Here is a 22642-nt window from a genome sequence, read left to right on the forward strand (position 1 = left end):
TATTGTCTATGCAAACCCTAACACTAAGCACAAACCTAGCAAACGCTAGGTCGGCTAACACTTTATTTAATTCATATATTAATTAGCAGAATTATTAGTGTTTATAACACTATCTGACTTTGCTGTCTTGTCAGCATCCTCAGCATTAAATTCTTGTGCTAATTTGTCAGTTTTCTTATCTGCTGAGTCGATGTTAAGAACTGTATCATCCTCATCCATATCACGTAATTCGATTTCACGTTCATCGGCATCTAAGACCTTCATATCCAAACCAAGTGCTTGCAATTCCTTAACTAACACGCGGAATGACTCAGGCACACCTGGCTTAGGAATTTGTTCACCCTTAACGATAGCTTCGTATGTCTTAACACGTCCAACAACATCATCAGACTTGTAAGTCAAGATTTCCTGCAATGTGTGTGCAGCACCATAAGCTTCAAGGGCCCAAACTTCCATTTCACCGAAACGTTGACCACCGAATTGTGCTTTACCACCAAGTGGTTGTTGCGTAACTAATGAGTAAGGTCCGATTGAACGAGCGTGAATCTTGTCATCAACCATGTGAGCTAGCTTCATGTAGTGCATGATACCAACAGAAATTCGCTTATCGAACGCTTCACCAGTACGACCATCATACAAGATTGACTTTCCATCGGCTGGTAAGCCAGCTTCTTCGATGGCGTCCCAGATATCCGTGTCACGAGCACCGTCAAAGACAGGTGATGCAACGTGGATACCAAGCTCACGTGCAGCCATACCTAAGTGTAATTCAAGCACTTGTCCAATGTTCATACGTGAAGGCACACCCATTGGTGACAACATAATGTCAATTGGCGTTCCATCTGGCATGAATGGCATATCTTCAGAAGGAACAATCACTGAAACCGTTCCCTTGTTACCGTGACGTCCGGCCATCTTATCACCAACTTGAATCTTACGACGTTGTGCAATGTAGACACGGACCATCAAGTTAACACCTGGTGATAACTCATCCCCGTTTTCACGAGTGAAGATACGAACATCTTGAACAACACCGCCACCACCGTGAGGAACCTTCAATGAAGTATCACGTACTTCACGAGCTTTCTCACCGAAAATAGCATGTAGCAAACGCTCTTCGGCTGATAGTTCAGTCACACCCTTAGGCGTTACCTTACCAACCAAAATATCTCCGTCTTCAACTTCGGCACCAATCCGGATAATACCACGCTCATCCAAATTCTTTAACTGATCTTCACCAGTATTTGGAATTTCACGAGTAAATTCTTCAGGGCCAAGCTTTGTATCACGTGCTTCTGATTCGTATTCCTCAATATGGATCGATGTATAAACATCATCACGAATCAAACGCTCATTAATAATGATGGCATCCTCGAAGTTATATCCTTGCCAAGTCATAAAGGCAATCAATGGGTTTTGACCCAATGCCAATTCACCTTGCTCCATTGATGGACCATCGGCCAACACTTCATCGGCATCGATCTTGTCACCAACTTTAACAATTGGACGTTGATTGTAGTTCTTACCAGCGTTTGAACGACGGAACTTCATCAATGAATACTTGTCTAATGAACCATCTTCACGACGAACGCGAATCTCATTACCGTCAACATACTCAACAACACCAGGATATTGTGCAATAAGTGCAACACCCGCATCATGAGCAGCCTTATATTCGATACCAGTACCAATTAATGGTGCATGTGGATCAATCAAAGGAACTGCTTGACGTTGCATGTTCGCACCCATCAAAGCACGGTTTGAGTCATCGTTTTCCAAGAAAGGAATAGCAGCCGTAGCGACCGCAACGATTTGCTTAGGTGAAACGTCCATGTAATCAACTTGGTCAATTGGTACTTCGGTGTTCACATCACTCTTACGAGCCAGAACAGTATCCGTAGCAAATGAGCCATCATCGTTCAAGACAGAATTACCTTGTGCAACCACAAAGTTATCCTCTTCATCGGCTGTTAAGTAGTCAATTCGGTCAGTAACCTTATGCGTCGTCCAATCAACACGACGGTATGGCGTTTCAATAAATCCGTACTTATTAACACGTCCATACGTAGCCAATGAATTGATCAAACCAATGTTAGGACCTTCAGGGGTTTCGATAGGGTCCATACGTCCATAGTGAGTATAGTGAACATCTCGAACTTCATATCCGGCACGATCACGAGTCAATCCACCAGGTCCCAAGGCTGACAAACGACGCTTGTTAGTTAACTCACCCAATGGATTTGTTTGATCCATGAATTGTGACAATTGTGATGAGCCAAAGAATTCCTTAACAGCAGCAACAACTGGACGAATGTTAATCAATTGTTGTGGTGTAACAGTATCTGGATCTTGAATTGACATACGCTCACGAACAACACGTTCCATACGGCTTAAACCAATACGGAATGTATTTTGTAGCAATTCACCAACACGACGGATACGACGATTACCCAAGTGGTCAATATCGTCAGTAACGCCGACACCTAATGGCAAATTCAAGAAGTAGTTCATACCAGCAATAATATCTGCTGGCTTTACTGTACGAATAGCTGGGTCGAATTGACCATTACCAATAATTGGTAGTGTCTTTTCTGGATCTTCTGGATTCTCAATCAAGATTGTTTGCAAAACCATTGGTTCAGTAACAACTGCATCATCAGAAGGTGTGAAAGTTGTCCGCTTGAAATCTTCACGATCCAAGTAAGGAGACAATGCTGACATAACCTTCTTGTCAATGACTGTACCCTTTTCGGCAATAATTTCACCTGTATCTGGATCAGCCAAAGTTTCACCTAAAGTCCAACCCATCAAGCGTGACTTTAATGACAACTTTTTGTTGATCTTGTAACGACCAACTGGTGCTAGATCATAGCGCTTTGGATCGAAGAAACGTGCAGTCAACAAGGCACGGGCTGAATCAGCTGTCTTAGGCTCTCCCGGACGTAAACGTTCGTAGATATCCTTCAAAGACTCTTCAACTCGAGAATCCTCGATGTCCTTATGCACATCTTTATCCAAGGTTAATGAAATAGAATCATATTGATCACCTAACATTTGTAGGATTTCTGAATCTGATCCGTACCCCAATGCACGTACCAATTCTGTGATTGGTAGCTTACGAGTACGGTCAATACGAACATAGCTAAGACCCTTAGCATCTGTTTCAAATTCTAACCAAGCACCACGACTTGGAATGAATGTCGTACCGTAATTTGGGCGTCCGTTTTTATCTAATTCTTCATTGTAGTACACACCAGGAGAACGTACTAATTGTGAGACAATAACACGTTCAGCACCATTAATAATGAAGGTTCCTGCTGGTGTCATTAATGGGAAATCACCAAAGAACACGTCTTGTGATTTGATTTCACCAGTTTCCTGATTGGTTAAGCGCAACGTAACGTGCAATGGTGCTGAATAATTAGCATCATGGTTACGAGCTTCTTCTACTGTGTACTTTGGCTCCATGAGCTTATAGTCCACAAATTCTAGAGACAACTTACCTTGGAAATCCTCAATTGGCAAAATGTCCATAAACATTTCACGTAATCCTTCATCCAAGAACCAGTTGTATGAGTCCGTTTGAACTTCGATCAAGTTAGGCAAATCAAGAACTTCCTTGATTCGTGCATAACTACGACGAACACGGTGTTTACCATACTTTACAAGCGTTCCTACCAAGTTTTCCACCTCGCTTTGAATTGGCCAACTGTGCACCCAGTTATATTACAGTTTGTTAACAATTTCTGATTTTTACTGGTTTTTAAGTGCAAAAAAGACAACAGCATCCCCATACCTGAAAACGCTCTTGTCGTTAATATGCAGGCTTCCAGGGACAATATTTCCTATCAGCCATTGTCTTATACACAATTAAACTAATGATAAGTATACAAGAAAAAGTAAGCATTATCAAGAAAAACAATTCTTGTCAACGCTTACTTTTTAATTAATTATTCTGTAACGGTTTCAACGTCTTTTTTAGGTTGTTTTACCGTGATGTTTATCTCACCACTCTTAGCCCCAATCGTCACTTGATCATTAACCGTAACCTTACCAGTTAACAATTCTTCAGACAAAGCATCTTCAACCTTCGACTGCAATGCTCGTCTAATTGGACGCGCACCGTATTCTGGATCAAAGCCAGCTTTGGCAATCACATCAATTGCCGCTGGTGTAATTTTAACTTTGAATCCTTGCTCACCAATGCGCTGCAAAACTGACTTTGACATCAATTTAACAATTTGATGAAGCTCATCTTTCTTCAATGAATGGAAGACAACAACTTCGTCCAAACGGTTGATAAACTCAGGACGGAAAGTTTCCTTAACTGTCTGCATAATCGTATCACGCATTGCATTATAGTCAGACATCTTATCAACAGCACCGAATCCAACTGACTTTTCGTCACGTAGTCGAGTTGCACCAAGATTTGACGTCATGATAATAATTGTATTCCTAAAGTCGACCTTACGACCCTTAGAGTCTGTTAAGAAACCATCGTCAAAGACCTGCAGCATCAAATTATAAATATCTGGATGTGCTTTTTCGGCCTCATCAAGCAATACGACTGAGTATGGTTGCCGACGAACTTTTTCAGTCAGCTGGCCACCTTCCTCATAACCAACGTAACCAGGTGCTGAACCAACCAAACGACTAGCTGAATAGGCTTCACGATATTCTGACATATCAACACGAATCATATTATCTTCTGAACCAAACATTGCTTCAGCCAAAGCCTTCGCTAATTCAGTTTTACCTGTTCCAGTCGGTCCTAAGAACAAGAATGTACCAATTGGTCGTTTAGGATCTTTCAATCCTGAACGTGCCCGACGAATTGAACGTGCAATGGCCGAAACTGCTTCATCTTGGCCAACAACGCGATCATGCAGCACCTTTTCCAGATTGACCAAACGATCTTTCTCAGACTTTTCCATTTGTGTTACTGGCACACCAGTTTGTTCAGAAACGACCTCAGCAATATCATGCAGCGAAAGTACCAAGTCATACTTTGCTTGACTATCACCATCACTATCAGCCTGGGCATCTAGTTGTTTGTCGATACGTCGCTTTTGACTCATTTCTTTTTTACGCAATTCCGCAGCTAACTCAAAGTCTAACCGTTCAATGGCTTCATCTTTTTCTTGACGCAACGTCGCTAACTTCTCTTGCTGTTTTGCTAATGGTGTTTCATGGCCAACCCGGGCAATTCGTACCTTAGCTGCTGCTTCATCCATAATATCAATGGCCTTATCAGGTAAGTAGCGTTCCGTGACATAACGCACTGAAAGCTTAACTGCTTCGACGATCGCATCGTCAGGAATAGCCACTTGATGGTGCTTTTCGTAACGATCCTTCAATCCTTTTAGAATTGCGATAGCATCGGCCTGCGTTGGTTCATTAACACTAACCTGGGCAAAACGCCGCTCAAGAGCTGCATCTGCTTCGATATATTTTTGATACTCATTTAGTGTTGTTGCACCAATCGTTTGCAATTCACCACGAGCCAAGGCAGGTTTCAAAATATTTGACGCATCAATGGCACCTTCCGCACCACCTGCACCAATCAGTGTATGTAACTCATCAATAAACAAGATAACTTGGCCATCATGTTGAATTTCATCAATCACTTTTTTCAGACGGTCCTCAAATTCACCACGGTATTTTGTCCCCGCAACTAATGATCCCATATCTAGCATCATCAATCGCTTTTGTGTCATATCTGAAGGTACATCGCCAGCAATGATTTTTTGTGCCAGCCCTTCAGCAATCGCCGTTTTACCAACACCAGGTTCACCAATCAGGACCGGATTATTTTTCGTACGGCGTGACAATATTTGGATAACTCGTTTCACTTCAGTTTCACGGCCAACAACTGGATCCATTTTCTTGTCACGCGCCAATTGTGTTAAATCACGTGCTAAGGCATCCAAAGTTGGTGTACCTTCCGTCTGCTGAGCTTGATTGCCACGCTTACGACGAGGATCACGCCGCTTAGGCGCTTCACTAACACCTAATTTGCGTAAAATAGCCCGGCGCATTTCTTGTGGGTTCACCCCTAAATTGATCAAAATACGCGATGAAAAAATCGTTTCATCCGATAATAGAGCCAATAGCAAATGCTCGGTTCCTGTACGCTCTTGATGCAGCTTTACAGCACTTTCATTTGCTAGACGTAGTATCTCAGCCGCCTTTGGTGAATAAGGTAAATAAGATTCTTTTTCAGCACGAGATAATGTACCATAACCCGTAAATTGTTCAATTTGACTTTTAATGTCATCATCAACCACATTGAATTGTTGCATGACCTTGCTAGCAATGCCTTCTTGTTCAATTGCTAAAGCAAGTAACAAATGCTCAGTACCAACGGCTTGATGTTTAAAATATTTTGCTTGTTCCTGTGCAACGACTAAAACGTTTTTTGCACTCGGTGTATATTGATTATCCATATTAATCACGCTCACTTTCAAACCGTAAACGGTTCAATAATTGCTGTAATAACCTTGCTCGTAGTTGACCTTGTATCGCCACGTCACCAACAGCTAACGCTTCCTTTGATAACATTGTTAGAAGGAGTTCGCCTTCACGTTGCGTCAAAATCTTTTCTCGATATAAGCTAGATATCACGGCTGTTGCTGTTCTAAAGCTAACAATCTCAGGGAGACTCTGCCTCATTTCATCAATGAGATCAGGCTCTGTTCGTAATGCCATTTTCACAATACGAATATAGCCACCACCACCACGCTTTGATTCTACCAAATAACCATTTTCAGCACCAAATCGTGTTTTAATAACATAATTAATTTGTGATGGCACCACGTTAAAGCGGCGGGCAATTTCAGCCCGACGAATTTCAACTTCATTCGCCTGCTGTAAAATTTGTTTCAAGTATGCCTCGATATTATCCGACATATTTGAATCAGCCATGTCCTTCACCCCCTTGACCAATATTGACATAATTATAAAACGCATTGCAAGTCAATGCCACTAAACATTCACATCTTTTTTAAAAAATGCGGATTTGGCATAAAAAGAGGTTGAGACAAGTTTTGTCTCAACCTCTTTTAATTGATGCACCTAGAAGGATTCGAACCTTCAACCTTCTGATTCGTAGTCAGACACTCTATCCAGTTGCGCTATAGGTGCATGTAATTTAAAACCTCCCAAATTGGAAGAAAGCGAACAACGGGATTCGGACCCGCGACCTCTACCATGGCAAGGTAGCGTTCTACCAGCTGAACTATGTTCGCATGGGATGCCGACTACTGGATTCGAACCAGCGACCTCTTCATTACTAGTGAAGCGCTCTGCCAGCTGAGCTAAGTCGGCTTCTGTATCGATAATCGATATACGGATGACAGGAATCGAACCTGCACGCCCTAGGGGCACTGGAACCTAAATCCAGCGCGTCTGCCAGTTCCGCCACATCCGCAACAAACGTCTAATGAGTGAAACACTCAAGACAACTCTTATAGTATATCCAATCTACGAACAAGTGTCAATACTTTTTCAGATCTTTTACACTTTGTGATTAGTGCGCTATGACTAACAACGACTTACCACTTGATATATAATACTAGGTTTTATCACTTCTTGCAACTCTTTTTTAGTTTTAATCTATTAAAACGCGTTCGTGCTGTAAAAATTTCAGCGTGACTGCTAATTCATTTTAAACAAAAAGAGATTGGGACATTTATTCTGTCTCAATCTCTCTACGTTTAACTATTATTAATTACAAAGAATCTTCAGGCACAATCTTATCAGCACCAAAGTATGGGCGCAAAACTTCTGGAATCGTCACTGTACCATCTTGATTTTGGTAGTTTTCCAAGATTGCAGCCACTGTACGACCAACAGCCAAACCTGATCCATTTAAGGTGTGGGCGAATTGTAGCTTGCCGTTTTCATCACGATACTGAATACGTGCACGACGAGCCTGGAAGGCTTCCGTATTTGATACAGAAGAGATTTCACGATAAATATCTTGTTGTGGCATCCAAACTTCTAAATCATATGTTTTAGCTGCTGAGAAACCCATGTCTCCTGTTGATAGGGTAATGACGTGATATGGTAAGTTCAATTTTTTCAACAAGCTCTCTGCATTGAGTGTCATATCTTCTAATGCTTGATATGAATCTTCTTGCTTAGTGAATTTTACCATTTCAACTTTATTGAATTGGTGCATACGAATCAAACCACGTGTATCACGTCCAGCTGACCCAGCTTCTTGACGGAATGCTGGTGACAAGGCAGTCACACTATAAGGTAACTTATCAGCATCAATAACTTCTTCACGGAAATAGTTAGTCAAAGGAACTTCTGCCGTAGGAATCAATGTCATATCATCGTTAGTACCCACACGATAGGCATCATCCATAAACTTTGGATATTGTCCTGTACCATACATTGCTTCATCTTTAACAAGATAAGGCGTAATCATTTCCTTATAACCTTCTTTTTGATGTTCATCAAGCATAAAGTTATAAACTGCTCGCTCTAAACGAGCCCCTTGACCAACATAGTAAACAAAGCGCGCACCAGATACTTTGGCACCACGTTCAAAATCCAAAATACCTAAGTTCTCACCAATTTCAAAATGGGCTTTTGGTGTAAAGTCAAAGCTAGGAATCTCACCCCACTTACGCTCTTCACGGTTTGAATCCTCATCTGGTCCAACTGGGATCGTCTCATTTGGCAAATTTGGGAAGTGCAAGGCACGCTCTTTAATTTGTTTGTCTAATGCTGTGACTTGTTCATCAAGCTCTTTGATTGTGGCTGAAACCTGTTGCATCTCAGCAATCACGTCACTAGCATCTTCTTTTTGGCGCTTCTTAAGACCAATTTGATCTGAAACAGAATTACGACGTGCTTTTAGTTCCTCAGTTTGTACCAATAGCTCACGGCGCTTTGCATCATCGGCGACCAATACATCAACTTCTTCCGGAGCAACACCACGGGTTGCTAAACGTTCCTTCACTTGTTCCGTCTCATGACGAATTAGCTTCATATCTAACATAACATTTACTCTCCTATTCACCCTTTAAGCCCAATTCGCTAATTTTTTGGTCAATCAATGCTAAAACTTTTTTTGCTGCTGACTCGTCAGCCACAAAATCATATTGGTCACCATCAATACTTAACTTTGGAGACCGATCATAAGCATCAAACCAAGCAACATAGCGTTCATTCAAACTCTTATAATAGTCGTACAATGATGGATCATTGGCTATTTGTTCATAATCACGGCCACGCTTTTTAATACGCTCTAGCATCGTATCAAAACTAACATGAATGTAAATCAACAAATCTGGTGTTTTGACAATGGCCTCATCTGAAAAGTCAACTTGTTCCATAATATTATTTAACAAATCACCATAAATCTGTACTTCAGTTTGCGTTGCTCTATCTAAGTCTGCATTTAACTTGAATAACAACAAATCTTCAAAGATAGATCGATCAATCACGTTTAATTGACTACCTTGTGCATCTTTGATGTTATCCAAACGCTTATTCAAAAAATAATTTTGCAACAAGAATCCGTAACGTTTTGGGTCCTCATAAAACAATGGCAGAATAGGATTATCATCAACGGATTCGTATAAGGCTTCGCTTCCTAAATGTTCTGCGAGCATCGTTGTTAAGCTGGTCTTCCCAGCACCAATAGTTCCCGATAGTACGATCATCCTGTTGTCCTACTTTCTTTAATCAATATTAAGTCTATTTTATCAAATTTTACGTCGACTAACACACCTAGTTTTATTAGCGCGACATTTACACAAAAAATACGTCCGTACAGGAAAATTCCCACACGAACGTATTTTATTGATAAACGTTTATTCGTTCAACTAGTTACTTGTTACCAGTAACTGCATGAATACGATTAACCGCACGCATTAAGGCAGCTTGTGCACGCTCAGTATCAGATGTATCACTAGCAGCTAAATGCTTTTCAGCACGTTCCTTAGCTCGTTCAGCACGCTTGACGTCAATATCTTGCGTACGTTCTGCACTGTCAGAAACGATTGATAATTGATTGTCAGAAAACTCTGCAAAACCACCACTAATTGTAATGTTTTCTTTGTAGCTTTCTTCTTCGTTAATAACTTTCACTTCGCCAATGTGCAACGATGTAATAATTGGTGAATGGTTTGCCATGATTCCTTCTTCACCATTGATCGTATCTAGTACAACCAACGATGCAGTTTCATGTCCAAACACCACACCATCTGGCGTTACCACCTTAACATGTAGGGTGTGTTCACTCATGGCACCGCCCCCTTTGTTTAGTTAGCCATCTGAGCAGCTTTTTCAGCTACCATTTCAACGGCACCAACGTTACGGAAGGCATCTTCAGGATATTGGTCATACTTACCATCCAAAATTTCCTTGAAGCTGCGAACAGTTTCATTAAGTGGCACGTATTGTCCTGGCAATCCCGTAAATGTCTCAGCAACTGAGAATGGTTGTGACAAGAAGAATTGAATACGACGAGCACGATTAACAATCGTCTTCTCATCGTCTGACAACTCATCCATTCCTAAGATAGAAATGATATCTTGCAATTCACGGTAACGTTGTAGTGTGTGTTGTACTTCAGTTGCGACATCATAATGCTCTTGTCCAACAATTTCTGGGGCCAAGGCAGTTGATGTTGAAGCCAAAGGATCCACGGCTGGGTAGATTCCTTGTTGCGTCAATGAACGCTCCAAGTTAGTTGTTGCATCCAAGTGCGCGAAGGTTGTCGCAGGAGCAGGGTCAGTATAATCATCGGCAGGCACGTAAACGGCTTGGATCGATGTAACTGAACCCTTCTTCGTTGAAGTGATTCGCTCTTGTAATTGACCCATTTCAGTAGCCAAAGTTGGTTGGTAACCAACGGCTGATGGAATTCGGCCAAGCAAAGCAGAAACCTCTGAACCAGCTTGCGTGAAACGGTAAATATTATCGATGAACAATAGCACATCTTGACCGTTAACATCACGGAAATGCTCAGCAATCGTCAAACCAGTCAAGGCAACACGCATACGTGCACCAGGAGGCTCATTCATTTGACCATAGACCATGGCAGTTTGTTTCAAAACGCCAGATCCTTGCATTTCATAGTACATGTCATTACCTTCACGGGTACGCTCACCCACACCAGTAAAGACAGAAATACCATTGTGACCTTGTGCGATGTTGTGAATCAACTCTTGAATCAACACCGTCTTACCAACACCGGCACCACCGAATAGACCAATCTTACCACCACGAACATATGGTGCTAATAGATCAATAACCTTGATACCAGTTTCTAGAATTTCTGTTGATGTTGACAACTCATCGTATGCTGGTGCATCACGGTGAATTGGGTCACGTTGTACGTCGTCTCCTAATGCTTCTCCGCCATCAACTGGCTCTCCTAGCACATTAAACACACGTCCCAACGTTGCCTTACCAACAGGGACACTGATTGAACTTTCAGTGTCTGTTGCCGTCATTCCACGTCGCAAACCATCAGTTGAATCCATGGCGATCGTACGTACGACACCATCACCCAATGACAAAGAAACCTCAACTGTTAATGTGCTGTGATCATCTTTAGTGATAACCAAAGCATTGTTAATATCTGGAATCTTTGCATCTGATGGAAAGGCAATGTCAACAACGGGACCAATGACTTGAACAACTTGTCCGGTATTCATTGTCGTTTCCTTCCTTCATTTGTAATAAACCTGATGCTGGATACTTCTAATCCAAAGCGGCCATTCCACCAGTAATTTCTGTAATTTCAGTCGTAATTGCACCCTGACGCGCACGGTTGTACTGTAGTCCAAGTGAATCAATGATTTCCTTGGCGTTATCAGTCGCTGAAGACATCGCATTTGCAGATGCCGCATGTTCAGCGGTTTTCGCATCAATAATGGCACCATATACTAAGCTTTCGGCATATTGTGGTAATACAACACCCAAAATTTGTTCAGCTGACGGTTCCATTTCATAGTCTGCCGTATACTTATTATCATCTTTAGATTCTTCCAAATTTTCTGCGGAAACTGGAAGCATTTTTTCTAGATGAACTTCGTTTGAAATACGACTCACGAAATGCTGATAACCCACAATTAATTCATCAAAGACTTCGTTATCATACATTGTCGTGACGGTCTTAACGATTTCACGAACCTCCGTAAAGGTTGGTACATCAGACACACCACGATACTCGTATGCAACATCAAATCCACGCTTCTTAAAGAAGTCCGCTCCGTTTCCACCAACTGCCAGGATAACAACTTGTTCAGGTGTTAGTTGGCGTTCGTTAATTCTAGCCATTAATTCCTTTAATAGCGTTGAATTATAGCCGCCAACTAAACCACGATCAGATGATAGAACTAAAAATCCCACCTTTGATACATGCCGTTGTTCAAGCAACGTACCCGATACATTATTAATATGTGCAGTTGCTAGATGAGCCACAACATCATGAAGGGCATCGGCGTAAACCGTATATGAACCACCATGACGTTGAATTTGACTTAATTTAGCAGTCGAGACCATTTGCATGGCGCTCGTGATTTGACGCGTCTTTTTCGTTGAGGCAATTCGGCGTTGAATATCTTGTAAAGAAGCTGCCATTTATCGCCCCTCCTTTATTATTCTGCTGAGCCAGAAAATGTTGCTTTGAATTCCTTAATTGCTGCATCCATTGCATCTGTATCAGGCAAATTATTCGTCTCGACAATCGTCTTGAACAAATCATCGTGTGATGCATGAACAGCAGAAATTAATTCTGACTCAAAACGTAGAATATCATCAACCGCAACATCATCCATAAAGCCATGTGTCAAAGCATATAGTGATAACACTTGTTCTTCAACTGGTAATGGTTGGTGTAATGGTTGCTTCAATAGTTCAACGGTACGACGACCACGAGCTAGCTTAACTTGCGTTGCTTCATCCAAATCTGAACCGAATTGGGCGAATGACTCAAGCTCCTTGTATGAAGCCAAGTCCAAACGTAGTGTACCAGCAACTTTCTTCATAGCTTTGATTTGTGCATCACCACCAACACGAGAAACAGAAGTTCCGGCATCAATGGCAGGACGAACACCAGCATAGAATTGGTCGGCATCCAAGAAAATTTGACCGTCAGTGATTGAGATAACGTTGGTTGGAATATATGCAGAAACATCACCAGCCTGTGTCTCAATAATTGGCAAGGCCGTCATTGACCCACCACCTAGTTCGTCTGATAACTTAGCCGCACGCTCTAACAAACGTGAGTGCAAGTAGAAGACATCACCAGGGTAGGCTTCACGTCCAGGTGGACGACGAAGAATTAATGACAGCTCACGGTAGGCCGTTGCTTGCTTTGACAAATCATCATAAATGATTAGCACGTGCTTACCGTTGTACATGAATTCCTCACCCATTGCAGCCCCAGCATAAGGTGCTAGGTATAGCATTGGGGCTGGCTCAGAAGGGCTAGCAGTAACAACGATTGTATAATCCATCGCTCCCATACGGCGCAAAGTTTCAACTTGTGTACGAACAGTTGAAGCTTTTTGACCGATGGCAACATAGACAACAATCATGTCTTGATCTTTTTGGTTCAAAATCGTGTCGATGGCAACTGATGTCTTACCAGTCTTACGATCACCGATAATTAACTCACGTTGACCACGTCCAATTGGTACCAAAGAATCCACAGCCTTTAGACCAGTTTGTAGTGGTTCAAACACAGATTTACGCTCCATAACACCTGGAGCTTTAACTTCAATCGGACGTGTGTTCTTTGTTTCAATTGGGCCCATACCATCAACAGGTTGTCCCAAAGCGTTAACAACACGACCAATCAGCTGCTCACCAACAGGCACTTCCATGATACGACCAGTACGCTTAACGGTATCACCTTCACGAATACTGTCATAACCACCTAGAATAATGATACCAACATCATTTGATTCCAAGTTTTGTGTCATACCATAAACACCATTCTCAAATTCGACAAGCTCACCGGCAAGGGCGTTTTCCAACCCAGTTGCACGAGCGATACCATCACCAATATAGGTAACAGTTCCAGTTTCTTTAACTGTTAAGTCGTCTTGATAATTGGCTAATTGCTTTTTGATGAGTGAACTGATTTCTTCAGCTTTGATGCTCATTTCAGCAGTTCCTCTTTCTTTATAGTGTGTCTATTCATCACACACAACATCAATTTCGACTAGAATTTCGATTACTAGCGGATGATACTCTGACGAATAGCAGCTAACTTAGTTGCTAATGATCCATCCAAAATTTGGTCATTGGCTTTCACAATGACCCCACCAAGTAAGTTCTCATCAACGCTTTGCGTCAAACGCAATTCGTTAGCCTGATAACGCTGAACAAGTTTCTCTTTCAAACGTGAAACTTGTTCATCACTCAATGGCACCGCTGTTTGTACCTCTGCATTCACAATACCAGCAGCTTTATTAACAAGTTCTTCATACTTAGTAATAATCGCTGGTAAGTTTTGGATACGGCGATAGTCATAGGTCATCTGAATTAAATTAGCTACGACTTGGCTCGTTCCTTCAGATAAAGTTGCCAACATTTTTTGCTTAGCAGCTTCATCAATACGCAAAGATAACAATGCTTTCGTAAATTCTGGATTTTGTTCTAATACATCACGAAGCGCTGACAGTTCAGCCAACGTTTCTGTATCAGTACCTTGATCATGGGTTAATTCGAACAAAGCAACGGCATATCGCTTAGCAATCGTTGCTTTATCTAATGCCATTACTTGTTACCTAACCCTTCAATATAAGCGTCAATAAGCGCTTTTTGATCATCTAACTTTAGTTCTTTTTGGATAATCTTTTGTGCGATGGTTACTGATAGGTCAGCAACTTCACCCTTGACGCCAGCCATTGCTTCAGAACGTTCATGCGCAATTTGTGCACTTGCTTGTTCTTTTGTAGCTTGAGCGTCTGCCTGAGCGGCAGCAACGATTTGATCACGCTGCTTACCAGCTGCTGTCTTAGCATCTGAAACGATGCCATTGGCTTCAGTACGTGCTGATTGCAACTGCTCCGAACGCTTAGCAGCCATTTCCTCGGCCTGCTGACGCGCTTCTTCAGCAGTATCCAAATCATGGGCAACCTTTTCTGCACGTTTTTCCATCATTTTTACTACTGGACCCCAAGCATACCTCTTCAAAAGAAGCATCAATACTAGGAATGCCACTAGCACAAACAACATGTTACCCAAAGCCAACCCTTCGCTAGCACCCGCTAGAACAATTTGATTAAACATAATTAGTTGGCCTCCGCGTTTCGATTATTGTGCTAACAACATGAAGGCAATAGCGATAGCGATGATTGGCACAGCCTCGACCAAACCAACACCAATGAACATGTTTGTACGTAGCTTACCTTCTAATTCAGGTTGACGTGCCATACCAGCAATCATACTTGAAATAACAATACCGTTACCAATACCGGCACCAATAGCGGCACCAGCTGCGGCAACTCCAACACCAATGGTTGCAACATCCATTTTTAAAATCCTCCGATTAATTTAAACAGTTACTGTAGTTACTCTGTCTTTTCCGAAACATAGACAGTTGTCAAAGTGACGAAGACAAACGCTTGAATTGCCCCAATAAATAATGAAAATCCTTGCCAAATAATTGTGAGTAAGAAAGCTGGCACGAATGAAATTACACCCGCAGATTGAGCTAACTGCCACAATAGAGACAATACCATTTCACCAGCAAAAATATTACCGAATAAACGTAGCCCTAATGTTAAGAAACTCGTAAATTGCTCAATAAGATTTAAAGGGAACAAGACACTAAACGGTGACAGATATACTGACTTGAAGTAATTCTTGAAACCTTGCTTTTCAACACCTAAAAAGTGGGAAATAGTAATAGCAATTAACGCTAAAGTCATTGTCACTAATGGGTTAGCCGTTGGGGAATTCAGAAACGTATTACCGCCAACATCAACCATAAAGGCAACACCTAATTGATTTCCAACGAAGATGAACAAAAACATGGAAAATATGAAAAACTTCAAACTGTTACCAGTCTTATTTGGGAGTGATCCATCAACTATATTATTGGTAAAATCAATGACCCACTCTAGCATATTCTGCTTACTCTTTCCAGCTGGCTTCATAACCAACTTTCGAGAGGTCCAAAGCGCTAGTAGAAAAACTATTGTCATTGAAACCAATGTCGAAATAACCACGTTCCAATCAAACGTCAACCCCGCAATGCTAAAGGTCGCGGTTTTCTCCAATGAAATTCACCTCTTTCCTTTCTTGAAGTCTAATCAAGCGGCATGCATTTTAAACAGCACCGTTTAACTTTTACTCCCTAATATTACCTCTTTTTTGAGCTAATTCAATCATTAACAATCGCCCCTATTTGTCCCATTATCGAAACGCCTTTTTATAAAGCTTGTTATCATACGATTTCTGTTATTCCAAAAAAGAATAGAATAAGCGGAATATCCAAAAACGAAATATTCATCACAAAGAAATAAACATAAATAAAATAAAAACAGCTTTTTTACAAAAACTGTTCTTAATTACTATTTTTCAGAAGCTGCTTTTTCAGGCAAAATCAAATTCAACACAATGCCCAAAACTGTTGCAATAGCAACACCTGAGAACTGTACAATGTTATTGCCGTGACCAATTTGTAGGTAGGCATTCCCAATACCAATCACCAAGACTGATGAAGTGATCATCAAATTACGCTTTGAATTAAAGTCAAGTTGATTTTCAACAATGATACGTAAACCAGATGCAGCGATGACACCAAATAGCAAGAATGACACCCCTCCGGTTACTGCACCAGGGATACTTTGGATGACCGCTGACAGTTTACCAACAAATGAAAATAGAATTGCAAACGTTGCTGCGCCAATCAATACGTAAACTGAGTGGACCTTTGTAATTGCCATGACACCAATATTTTCACCATAAGACGTCACTGATGGTCCACCAACTAATCCAGCAAACAGAGAAGCAGCACCATCACCAGCTAAAGTACGGTGTAGACCAGGATTCTTGATATAATCACGTCCTGTTAAATCATCCAAAACCATCAAATGACCTAAATGCTCTGTGATCGTAACTAATGCAATTGGTGCCATGACTAATACTGCGCCCCAATGCATCACAGGTTTGTAATCAACAAATGGCATATCAAATTCTGGTAAGGCAAACCAAGCAGCATCTGCAACTGGCTTTAAATCAACCAAGCCAACCATAATTGCTAGGACATAACCAACGATAATGCCTAATAGAATTGGAATCAAACCTAGAAAGCCACGAAGATACATATTAAAGAAAATCGTAATGCCTAACGTAACCATAGCAACCAAAAATACGCGAATATCGTATTTACCATCTAACAATGTTGCTGATTCTGCTGCTGATCCGGATAATGACAATCCGATAACCATGATAATTGGACCAACAACGATTGGTGGTAATAATTTTTCAATCCAATCAGTACCAATAAAACCAACAATTGCTGCCACAATCAAATAAACAATACCAACTGATATAACTCCAGTGGCAACTCCTGGATAACCAGTCGTTTTCATCAAAGCAACCATGGGAATAATAAAGGCAAAACTTGAACCCATGTAAGCAGGAATTTGACGTTTCGTAATTAAAATATGCAATAGCGTTCCAACACCAGAACTAAACAGGGCAATCCCTGGGTTCAATCCAACCAACAATGGAACAAGAACCGTTGATCCAAACATTGAGAACATATGCTGCAACGACAGCCCTATCCATTGCCAGAAACCTGGCTTTTCATCCACATCTAATACGACATCACGTTTAACTTCCATCGTGTTATTCCTTTCATATATAAACTTATAACCTGAAATAAAAAAGTTGAGGTATAAAAATACCTCAACTTGATAGTTTTCTCTAATATGATAGTTTCGCTTACCGCCAAATCAACACGACAGCACCAAAATAATCTTATTAGCCTCACAGGACCAAGTTAAAGTTATTTTTAACGGTTATAATTATATATCAGTTAACAAAATTAGTAAACAGAACTAATTAAAGGTTAAACGTTTAAATTATTAAAATTCTGCAATCGCAGACTTAATATCGGTTTCACCATCCCCCATTGGCAATAATTTACCATAGGTATTTTCAGCATTTAAAATGCCAGCTAACACATCAGCCACATTTTCAATACTATTGGCGGTCGCTGTCTTTGGATTAAACTGCACTTTACCTGAACCGGCTTCTTCTAATAAATTACCTGGTTGCAGAATCGTATAATTTAATGTTGTATGATCCATCAACCAATTATCGGCAAAGAATTTTGCAATATAATAATCCCTTAATTCTTCACCCCAAGCTTTAGGATTAGTTGATTGCCATGCACTCAACATGATAAATCGCTTAATACCAACTTTTTCGGCCGCATTTTCTAACTTAACAGCACCGAAGGCATCGACTTGTAATGCATTACTACCTCGTGATCCGGCAACAAAATAAACAGCATCCAACTTTAAATCAGTCAATTCAGTTACTAGTTGTTCTTCATCGACTAATAGATCAATGTTAGCTAGCTCGACCTTGCCGCTATTAAATTGTTCGTCTAAATGACGAGTACCTGCAACCACTTCATGACCTGCAGCAGCTAATTTATCAACCAACAAACGACCTACTCGTCCACTTGCACCAGCTACTAAAACTCTCATAATTTCCCCTTTCCAAATAAAACAAAAAAGGTTGGTAAAAATTTACCAACCTCCCCAACATTTCAATATATAATAATGAAATTTTGCTATTAATGAGTCCCAAACAAACGGTCACCCGCGTCACCTAGACCCGGAATAATATAACCATGTTCGTTTAGCTTCTCATCCAAACCAGCTGTATAAATATCAACATCTGGATGAGTTTTTTGCACCGTCTCAACACCAATTGGTGCTGAAACAAGTGTAATCAGCTTAATTTTTGTGGCACCACGCTTCTTTAATGCATCAATCGCCATCACAGCAGATCCACCAGTTGCCAACATTGGATCAACAACCAAAACTTCACGTTGATCAATATCTTCAGGCAACTTTACAAAGTACTCCACTGGCTCAAGTGATTCTTCATCACGATACATACCAATATGTCCAATTCGAGCGGCAGGAATTAACTTCATGATACCGTCAACCATTCCCAAACCAGCACGCAAAATTGGTACAATTGCTAATTTCTTACCAGCAAGTGTTTTTTGGGTCGTCGTCGCAACGGGTGTTTCAACAACAACGTCTTCAACTGGTAGATCACGTGTTACTTCATAAGCCATCAATGAAGCAATTTCGTCAACAATTTCACGAAATTCTTTTGTACCAACATCTTTATGACGAATAATCGTTAATTTATGTTGAATTAGTGGGTGATCAAAAACCGTTAGCTTACTCATTTCAAAGCTCCATTTCATTTTTCTCTATTATACGCTTTTTTAATTTGCGTGTTCAATCCCCGATAATGGGAATCTGTTTGTTAAATCTAATACTGACTGTGCAACTGACGCCAGAGTAGCTTCATCTTCTGGATTAGCCAACACCCGTAAAATCAACTCAGCAACTTCTTTAGCATCCGCTTCTTTGAAGCCACGGGTAGTAATGGCGGGCGTTCCAATACGAATACCTGATGTTACAAATGGACTGCGTGGTTCATTTGGAATAGCTTCTTTATTCGTTGTAATATGAACACTATCTAAAATGTTCTGCGCCTTTTTACCAGAAATACCTGTCTTTGTCAGATCCAAGTTAAATAAGTGATTATCGGTACCACCTGAAACAACACGTACAAGATCTGATTGTGCAAAAACATCAGTCATTGCTTTGGCATTAGCAACAACTTGTTGTCCATATACCTTAAAGCTTGGTTGCATTGCTTCATAGAAAGCTGTTGCTTTACCAGCAATCACATGTTCTAATGGTCCACCTTGTGTGCCTGGGAAAATTGCTGAATTAATGGCCTTACCCAATTCTTTTTTGGCCAAAATCAAACCACCACGTGGCCCACGTAATGTTTTATGCGTTGTTGATGTCACAACATCAGCAATCCCAACTGGTGATGGATGCACTCCTGCAGCAACTAAACCAGCAATATGCGCCATATCAACCATTAAGTAAGCACCCACAGAATCAGCAATTTCACGGAATCGATCAAAATCAATAAATCGTGAGTAAGCTGAAGCGCCAGTAACAATTAATTTTGGTTGGTATTCTGCTGTCAAGGCGGCCACTTGATCATAGTCAATGCGCTCGTCATCATCTAATCCATAGGCATGGAATTGATAAGTTTTACCAGAAAAGTTAACTGCAGAACCGTGTGTTAAATGTCCTCCAGCATTAAGGTCAAGACCTAAAACATGATCACCGGGTTCTAATAAGGCAGCATAAACAGCAGCATTAGATTGTGAACCAGAATGCGGTTGCACATTTGCATACTCTGCGCCGAATAGTTCTTTTACACGATCAATTGCTAATTGTTCTACTTGATCAATATACTCCGTACCACCATAGTAACGCTTATTAGGATACCCTTCAGCGTACTTATTCGTTAGAACACTTCCTTGCGCTGCTCGTACACCTGCAGAGGCAATGTTTTCTGAAGCAATCAATTCAATATTATGTTCTTGACGATCGGCTTCACGGTCGATTGCAGCCCATAGTTCAGGATCAAAATCACGGTAATTTGTCATTGGGTTGACCTCCTTTAAGTCAAAAAAGCTTAAACATGTAACAACTCACTAATCCAGTGTCCACCTGATGCTTTACCTAAACGGTTATTATAAGCACCATTCACATCAACTTGTGGCATAGCAGCAACAAGAATCGTTTGCACATCTTTCTTATCATCAAAATGACGCAAACCGGCAAATAATTTTGCTGCAGCTGTGTCATTATTATCACCTAGTGACCAGATAAAATCCATCCCTGCTAGCTGATGCTTTTCAATTAGATCATTCGTCAACATCAGACCAACTGGCTCTAATTGTGACTGCATCCAGATAATTGCTTGTGTCCAATCTTCTGGCGCAACCATATAAACTGCCTTATCAGGAGCATAGTGGCAATATTTCATTCCTGGCGCTTTGGGCGTTTCGTCATCAGCAACATGATGAACTTCGGAATCAATAGACATCCCAATGACTGCTTCAATTTGTGCTGGCGTAATTTTTCCAGGACGCAAAACTGCTGGCATATCCGATGATAAATCTAACACTGTTGACTCCACACCAATCTTAGTTGGCCCATCATCCAAAATACCCGCAATTTTACCATGCAAATCATGATAGACATGCTTGGCTAATGTTGGTGAAGGTTTTCCAGATGTATTGGCTGAAGGACCAACAAGTGGTTTACCACTCTCACGAATCAATTGACGGGTAGCATCATTGTCAGGCAAACGAACGGCTACTGTATCTAGTCCACCAGTGACCGTCGTTGATAATGCGCCTGGCTTTACTGGTAAAATCATTGTCAATGGTCCTGGCCAGTAAGCCGACATCAATTTTTGTGCACGCTCATTAACAATTGCAAAATCAGACACTTGCTCTGGATCCGCAACGTGCACAATCAAAGGATTATCTGAAGGACGTCCTTTGGCTGCATATACTTTGCCAACCGCTTTTTCGTTATAAGCATCGGCACCAAGCCCATAAACAGTTTCTGTCGGGAAAGCGACTAACGAACCACGCTGAATCGCACGCGCCGCCGCATCCATCTCGTTAACTGTCCATATTTTTGTCTCTGTCATTTCTACATCTCCCGCAATACTTTAATCATTCGATCATGACCACTTAAATCTTGATGTAACGTTACTGTGACCTTAGGTAACGTTCCAAATAAATCAACAAGTTTGCCCCCTTGTTGATAACCGATTTCAAAGTATGCAGCCCCACCTGGCTTCAAAAAAGTCAGCAGGTCTGTTGCCATTTTCTTATACAACGCCAATCCATCATCATCCGCATAAAGGGCAACGTCTGGTTCAAACATAACCACTGATTCATCCATCACTGATTGTTCACCACGGCTAATGTAAGGTGGGTTAGCAACAATAATGTCAAAAGTGCCTGTAACATCTGTAAACAGATCACTTTGCACCAACTTTACTGCTGGTGCATATAACTGCGCATTTTCTTTCGCAACGGCCAAAGCATCTGTTGAGATATCAGTACCCGTAACATCCCAATTCGTACGTTCTGCATTTAGTGAAACAGCAATGGCACCAGAACCAGTACCAATGTCTAATACTCGTTGTTTGGCATTCGATGGATGGTCTTTGAGCACCCATTCCACTAGTTCTTCCGTTTCTTGTCGTGGAATCAATACACGACGATCAACTTGAAATTCACGTCCGTAAAACGCAGCATGGCCAAGTGCGTATTGCACTGGTTGTCCACCTTTAATAGCACGAACAGCGACCATAAATCGTAGTCGTTTTTCATCTTCTAGAACTGTGTTTAAGTTGTTTCCTAGTTGTGCGTAATTCCAATCCATCATTCCTGTTAACAAATAATCGATTTGAGCCATACGCTCTTCTTGATCATGAATGTAGGGCTCTAATTGCCAATCGCCCCATTCACGAACAGCTTGAATCGTCCATTGTTCATCAAACATACGTT

19 protein-coding genes and 4 tRNA genes are annotated in these 22642 nt (G+C 41.1%); all 23 read right to left on the reverse strand.

The genetic code is table 11. From position 1 onward, the window contains the following. Positions 1-78: 78 nt before the first annotated feature. The 23 genes from rpoB to prmC all read right to left on the reverse strand — a co-directional run bounded on the left by rpoB (position 79) and on the right by prmC (position 22637). Positions 79-3690: a DNA-directed RNA polymerase subunit beta gene (gene rpoB / locus NGR58_RS03530; RefSeq protein ID WP_258088298.1), complete on the reverse strand. Its 3612-nt coding sequence runs from the start codon at positions 3688-3690 to the stop codon at positions 79-81. A gap of 260 nt (positions 3691-3950) precedes the next feature. Further along, positions 3951-6446: an ATP-dependent Clp protease ATP-binding subunit gene (locus NGR58_RS03535; RefSeq protein WP_258088273.1), complete on the reverse strand. Its 2496-nt coding sequence runs from the start codon at positions 6444-6446 to the stop codon at positions 3951-3953. A gap of 1 nt (position 6447) precedes the next feature. Next, positions 6448-6924 carry a CtsR family transcriptional regulator gene (locus NGR58_RS03540; protein WP_258088274.1) on the reverse strand — a complete coding sequence of 159 codons (477 nt, stop codon included), beginning with the start codon at positions 6922-6924 and terminating at the stop codon, positions 6448-6450. A gap of 145 nt (positions 6925-7069) precedes the next feature. Further along, positions 7070-7143 (reverse strand) — tRNA-Arg (locus NGR58_RS03545). Between the two features lie 31 nt (positions 7144-7174). Further along, a tRNA-Gly gene (locus NGR58_RS03550) sits at positions 7175-7247 on the reverse strand. Between the two features lie 6 nt (positions 7248-7253). Then, positions 7254-7326, reverse strand: a tRNA-Thr gene (locus NGR58_RS03555). A 20-nt stretch (positions 7327-7346) separates the two neighbouring features. Then, a tRNA-Leu gene (locus NGR58_RS03560) sits at positions 7347-7429 on the reverse strand. 300 nt (positions 7430-7729) lie between these two features. Next, the gene (gene serS / locus NGR58_RS03565) at positions 7730-9013 is read right to left on the reverse strand and encodes a serine--tRNA ligase (RefSeq protein WP_258088275.1); all 1284 of its coding nucleotides are present in this window, start codon (positions 9011-9013) and stop codon (positions 7730-7732) included. Positions 9014-9026: 13 nt separating this feature from the next. Continuing rightward, a complete protein-coding gene (locus tag NGR58_RS03570) occupies positions 9027-9680 on the reverse strand; it encodes a deoxynucleoside kinase (RefSeq protein WP_258088276.1) in 654 nt (217 codons plus the stop codon). Between the two features lie 166 nt (positions 9681-9846). After that, complete coding sequence (locus NGR58_RS03575) at positions 9847-10263, reverse strand: F0F1 ATP synthase subunit epsilon (RefSeq protein WP_258088277.1); 417 nt, start codon at positions 10261-10263, stop codon at positions 9847-9849. Between the two features lie 17 nt (positions 10264-10280). Continuing rightward, entirely contained in the window at positions 10281-11681 is a 1401-nt protein-coding gene (atpD, locus tag NGR58_RS03580; protein ID WP_258088278.1) for a F0F1 ATP synthase subunit beta, read from the reverse strand. A gap of 46 nt (positions 11682-11727) precedes the next feature. Then, a complete protein-coding gene (locus NGR58_RS03585) occupies positions 11728-12609 on the reverse strand; it encodes a F0F1 ATP synthase subunit gamma (RefSeq protein ID WP_258088279.1) in 882 nt (293 codons plus the stop codon). A 17-nt stretch (positions 12610-12626) separates the two neighbouring features. Then, on the reverse strand, positions 12627-14138 hold the full coding sequence (gene atpA / locus NGR58_RS03590) for a F0F1 ATP synthase subunit alpha (protein ID WP_258088280.1): 1512 nt from the start codon (positions 14136-14138) through the stop codon (positions 12627-12629). A 74-nt stretch (positions 14139-14212) separates the two neighbouring features. Then, on the reverse strand, positions 14213-14755 hold the full coding sequence (atpH, locus tag NGR58_RS03595; protein ID WP_258088281.1) for an ATP synthase F1 subunit delta: 543 nt from the start codon (positions 14753-14755) through the stop codon (positions 14213-14215). Continuing rightward, a complete protein-coding gene (gene atpF / locus NGR58_RS03600) occupies positions 14755-15270 on the reverse strand; it encodes a F0F1 ATP synthase subunit B (RefSeq protein WP_258088282.1) in 516 nt (171 codons plus the stop codon). Before atpF ends, atpH begins: the two co-directional genes overlap by 1 nt. Positions 15271-15294: 24 nt before the next feature. Further along, complete coding sequence (atpE, locus tag NGR58_RS03605) at positions 15295-15513, reverse strand: F0F1 ATP synthase subunit C (protein ID WP_258088283.1); 219 nt, start codon at positions 15511-15513, stop codon at positions 15295-15297. 38 nt (positions 15514-15551) lie between these two features. After that, positions 15552-16262, reverse strand: a complete 711-nt coding sequence (atpB, locus tag NGR58_RS03610) for a F0F1 ATP synthase subunit A (RefSeq protein WP_258088284.1) — start codon at positions 16260-16262, stop codon at positions 15552-15554. Positions 16263-16556: 294 nt separating this feature from the next. Continuing rightward, the gene (locus NGR58_RS03615; protein ID WP_258088285.1) at positions 16557-17834 is read right to left on the reverse strand and encodes a solute carrier family 23 protein; all 1278 of its coding nucleotides are present in this window, start codon (positions 17832-17834) and stop codon (positions 16557-16559) included. Positions 17835-18077: 243 nt separating this feature from the next. Further along, positions 18078-18707: an NAD(P)H-binding protein gene (locus NGR58_RS03620; protein WP_258088286.1), complete on the reverse strand. Its 630-nt coding sequence runs from the start codon at positions 18705-18707 to the stop codon at positions 18078-18080. Between the two features lie 89 nt (positions 18708-18796). Further along, positions 18797-19426, reverse strand: coding sequence for a uracil phosphoribosyltransferase (upp, locus tag NGR58_RS03625; protein WP_258088287.1), 630 nt, complete (start codon positions 19424-19426; stop codon positions 18797-18799). 39 nt (positions 19427-19465) lie between these two features. Then, positions 19466-20716, reverse strand: a complete 1251-nt coding sequence (glyA, locus tag NGR58_RS03630) for a serine hydroxymethyltransferase (RefSeq protein ID WP_258088288.1) — start codon at positions 20714-20716, stop codon at positions 19466-19468. A gap of 29 nt (positions 20717-20745) precedes the next feature. Continuing rightward, complete coding sequence (locus NGR58_RS03635) at positions 20746-21774, reverse strand: L-threonylcarbamoyladenylate synthase (RefSeq protein ID WP_258088289.1); 1029 nt, start codon at positions 21772-21774, stop codon at positions 20746-20748. Between the two features lie 2 nt (positions 21775-21776). Next, positions 21777-22637: a peptide chain release factor N(5)-glutamine methyltransferase gene (gene prmC, locus NGR58_RS03640; protein WP_258088290.1), complete on the reverse strand. Its 861-nt coding sequence runs from the start codon at positions 22635-22637 to the stop codon at positions 21777-21779. Positions 22638-22642 lie beyond the last annotated feature (5 nt).

The organism is Weissella fangxianensis (genome assembly GCF_024718545.1).
Taxonomy (GTDB): domain Bacteria; phylum Bacillota; class Bacilli; order Lactobacillales; family Lactobacillaceae; genus Weissella; species Weissella fangxianensis.

What these genes read in the sequence shown, in the direction of transcription:
- NGR58_RS03535 (WP_258088273.1), bottom strand. Translation starts at nt 6,446, where the DNA reads ATGGATAATCAATATACACCGAGTGCAAAAAACGTTTTAGTCGTTGCA.
- NGR58_RS03540 (WP_258088274.1), bottom strand. Translation starts at nt 6,924, where the DNA reads ATGGCTGATTCAAATATGTCGGATAATATCGAGGCATACTTGAAACAA.
- serS (WP_258088275.1), bottom strand. Translation starts at nt 9,013, where the DNA reads ATGTTAGATATGAAGCTAATTCGTCATGAGACGGAACAAGTGAAGGAA.
- NGR58_RS03570 (WP_258088276.1), bottom strand. Translation starts at nt 9,680, where the DNA reads ATGATCGTACTATCGGGAACTATTGGTGCTGGGAAGACCAGCTTAACA.
- NGR58_RS03575 (WP_258088277.1), bottom strand. Translation starts at nt 10,263, where the DNA reads ATGAGTGAACACACCCTACATGTTAAGGTGGTAACGCCAGATGGTGTG.
- atpD (WP_258088278.1), bottom strand. Translation starts at nt 11,681, where the DNA reads ATGAATACCGGACAAGTTGTTCAAGTCATTGGTCCCGTTGTTGACATT.
- NGR58_RS03585 (WP_258088279.1), bottom strand. Translation starts at nt 12,609, where the DNA reads ATGGCAGCTTCTTTACAAGATATTCAACGCCGAATTGCCTCAACGAAA.
- atpA (WP_258088280.1), bottom strand. Translation starts at nt 14,138, where the DNA reads ATGAGCATCAAAGCTGAAGAAATCAGTTCACTCATCAAAAAGCAATTA.
- atpH (WP_258088281.1), bottom strand. Translation starts at nt 14,755, where the DNA reads ATGGCATTAGATAAAGCAACGATTGCTAAGCGATATGCCGTTGCTTTG.
- atpF (WP_258088282.1), bottom strand. Translation starts at nt 15,270, where the DNA reads ATGTTTAATCAAATTGTTCTAGCGGGTGCTAGCGAAGGGTTGGCTTTG.
- atpE (WP_258088283.1), bottom strand. Translation starts at nt 15,513, where the DNA reads ATGGATGTTGCAACCATTGGTGTTGGAGTTGCCGCAGCTGGTGCCGCT.
- NGR58_RS03615 (WP_258088285.1), bottom strand. Translation starts at nt 17,834, where the DNA reads ATGGAAGTTAAACGTGATGTCGTATTAGATGTGGATGAAAAGCCAGGT.
- NGR58_RS03620 (WP_258088286.1), bottom strand. Translation starts at nt 18,707, where the DNA reads ATGAGAGTTTTAGTAGCTGGTGCAAGTGGACGAGTAGGTCGTTTGTTG.
- upp (WP_258088287.1), bottom strand. Translation starts at nt 19,426, where the DNA reads ATGAGTAAGCTAACGGTTTTTGATCACCCACTAATTCAACATAAATTA.
- glyA (WP_258088288.1), bottom strand. Translation starts at nt 20,716, where the DNA reads ATGACAAATTACCGTGATTTTGATCCTGAACTATGGGCTGCAATCGAC.
- NGR58_RS03635 (WP_258088289.1), bottom strand. Translation starts at nt 21,774, where the DNA reads ATGACAGAGACAAAAATATGGACAGTTAACGAGATGGATGCGGCGGCG.
- prmC (WP_258088290.1), bottom strand. Translation starts at nt 22,637, where the DNA reads ATGTTTGATGAACAATGGACGATTCAAGCTGTTCGTGAATGGGGCGAT.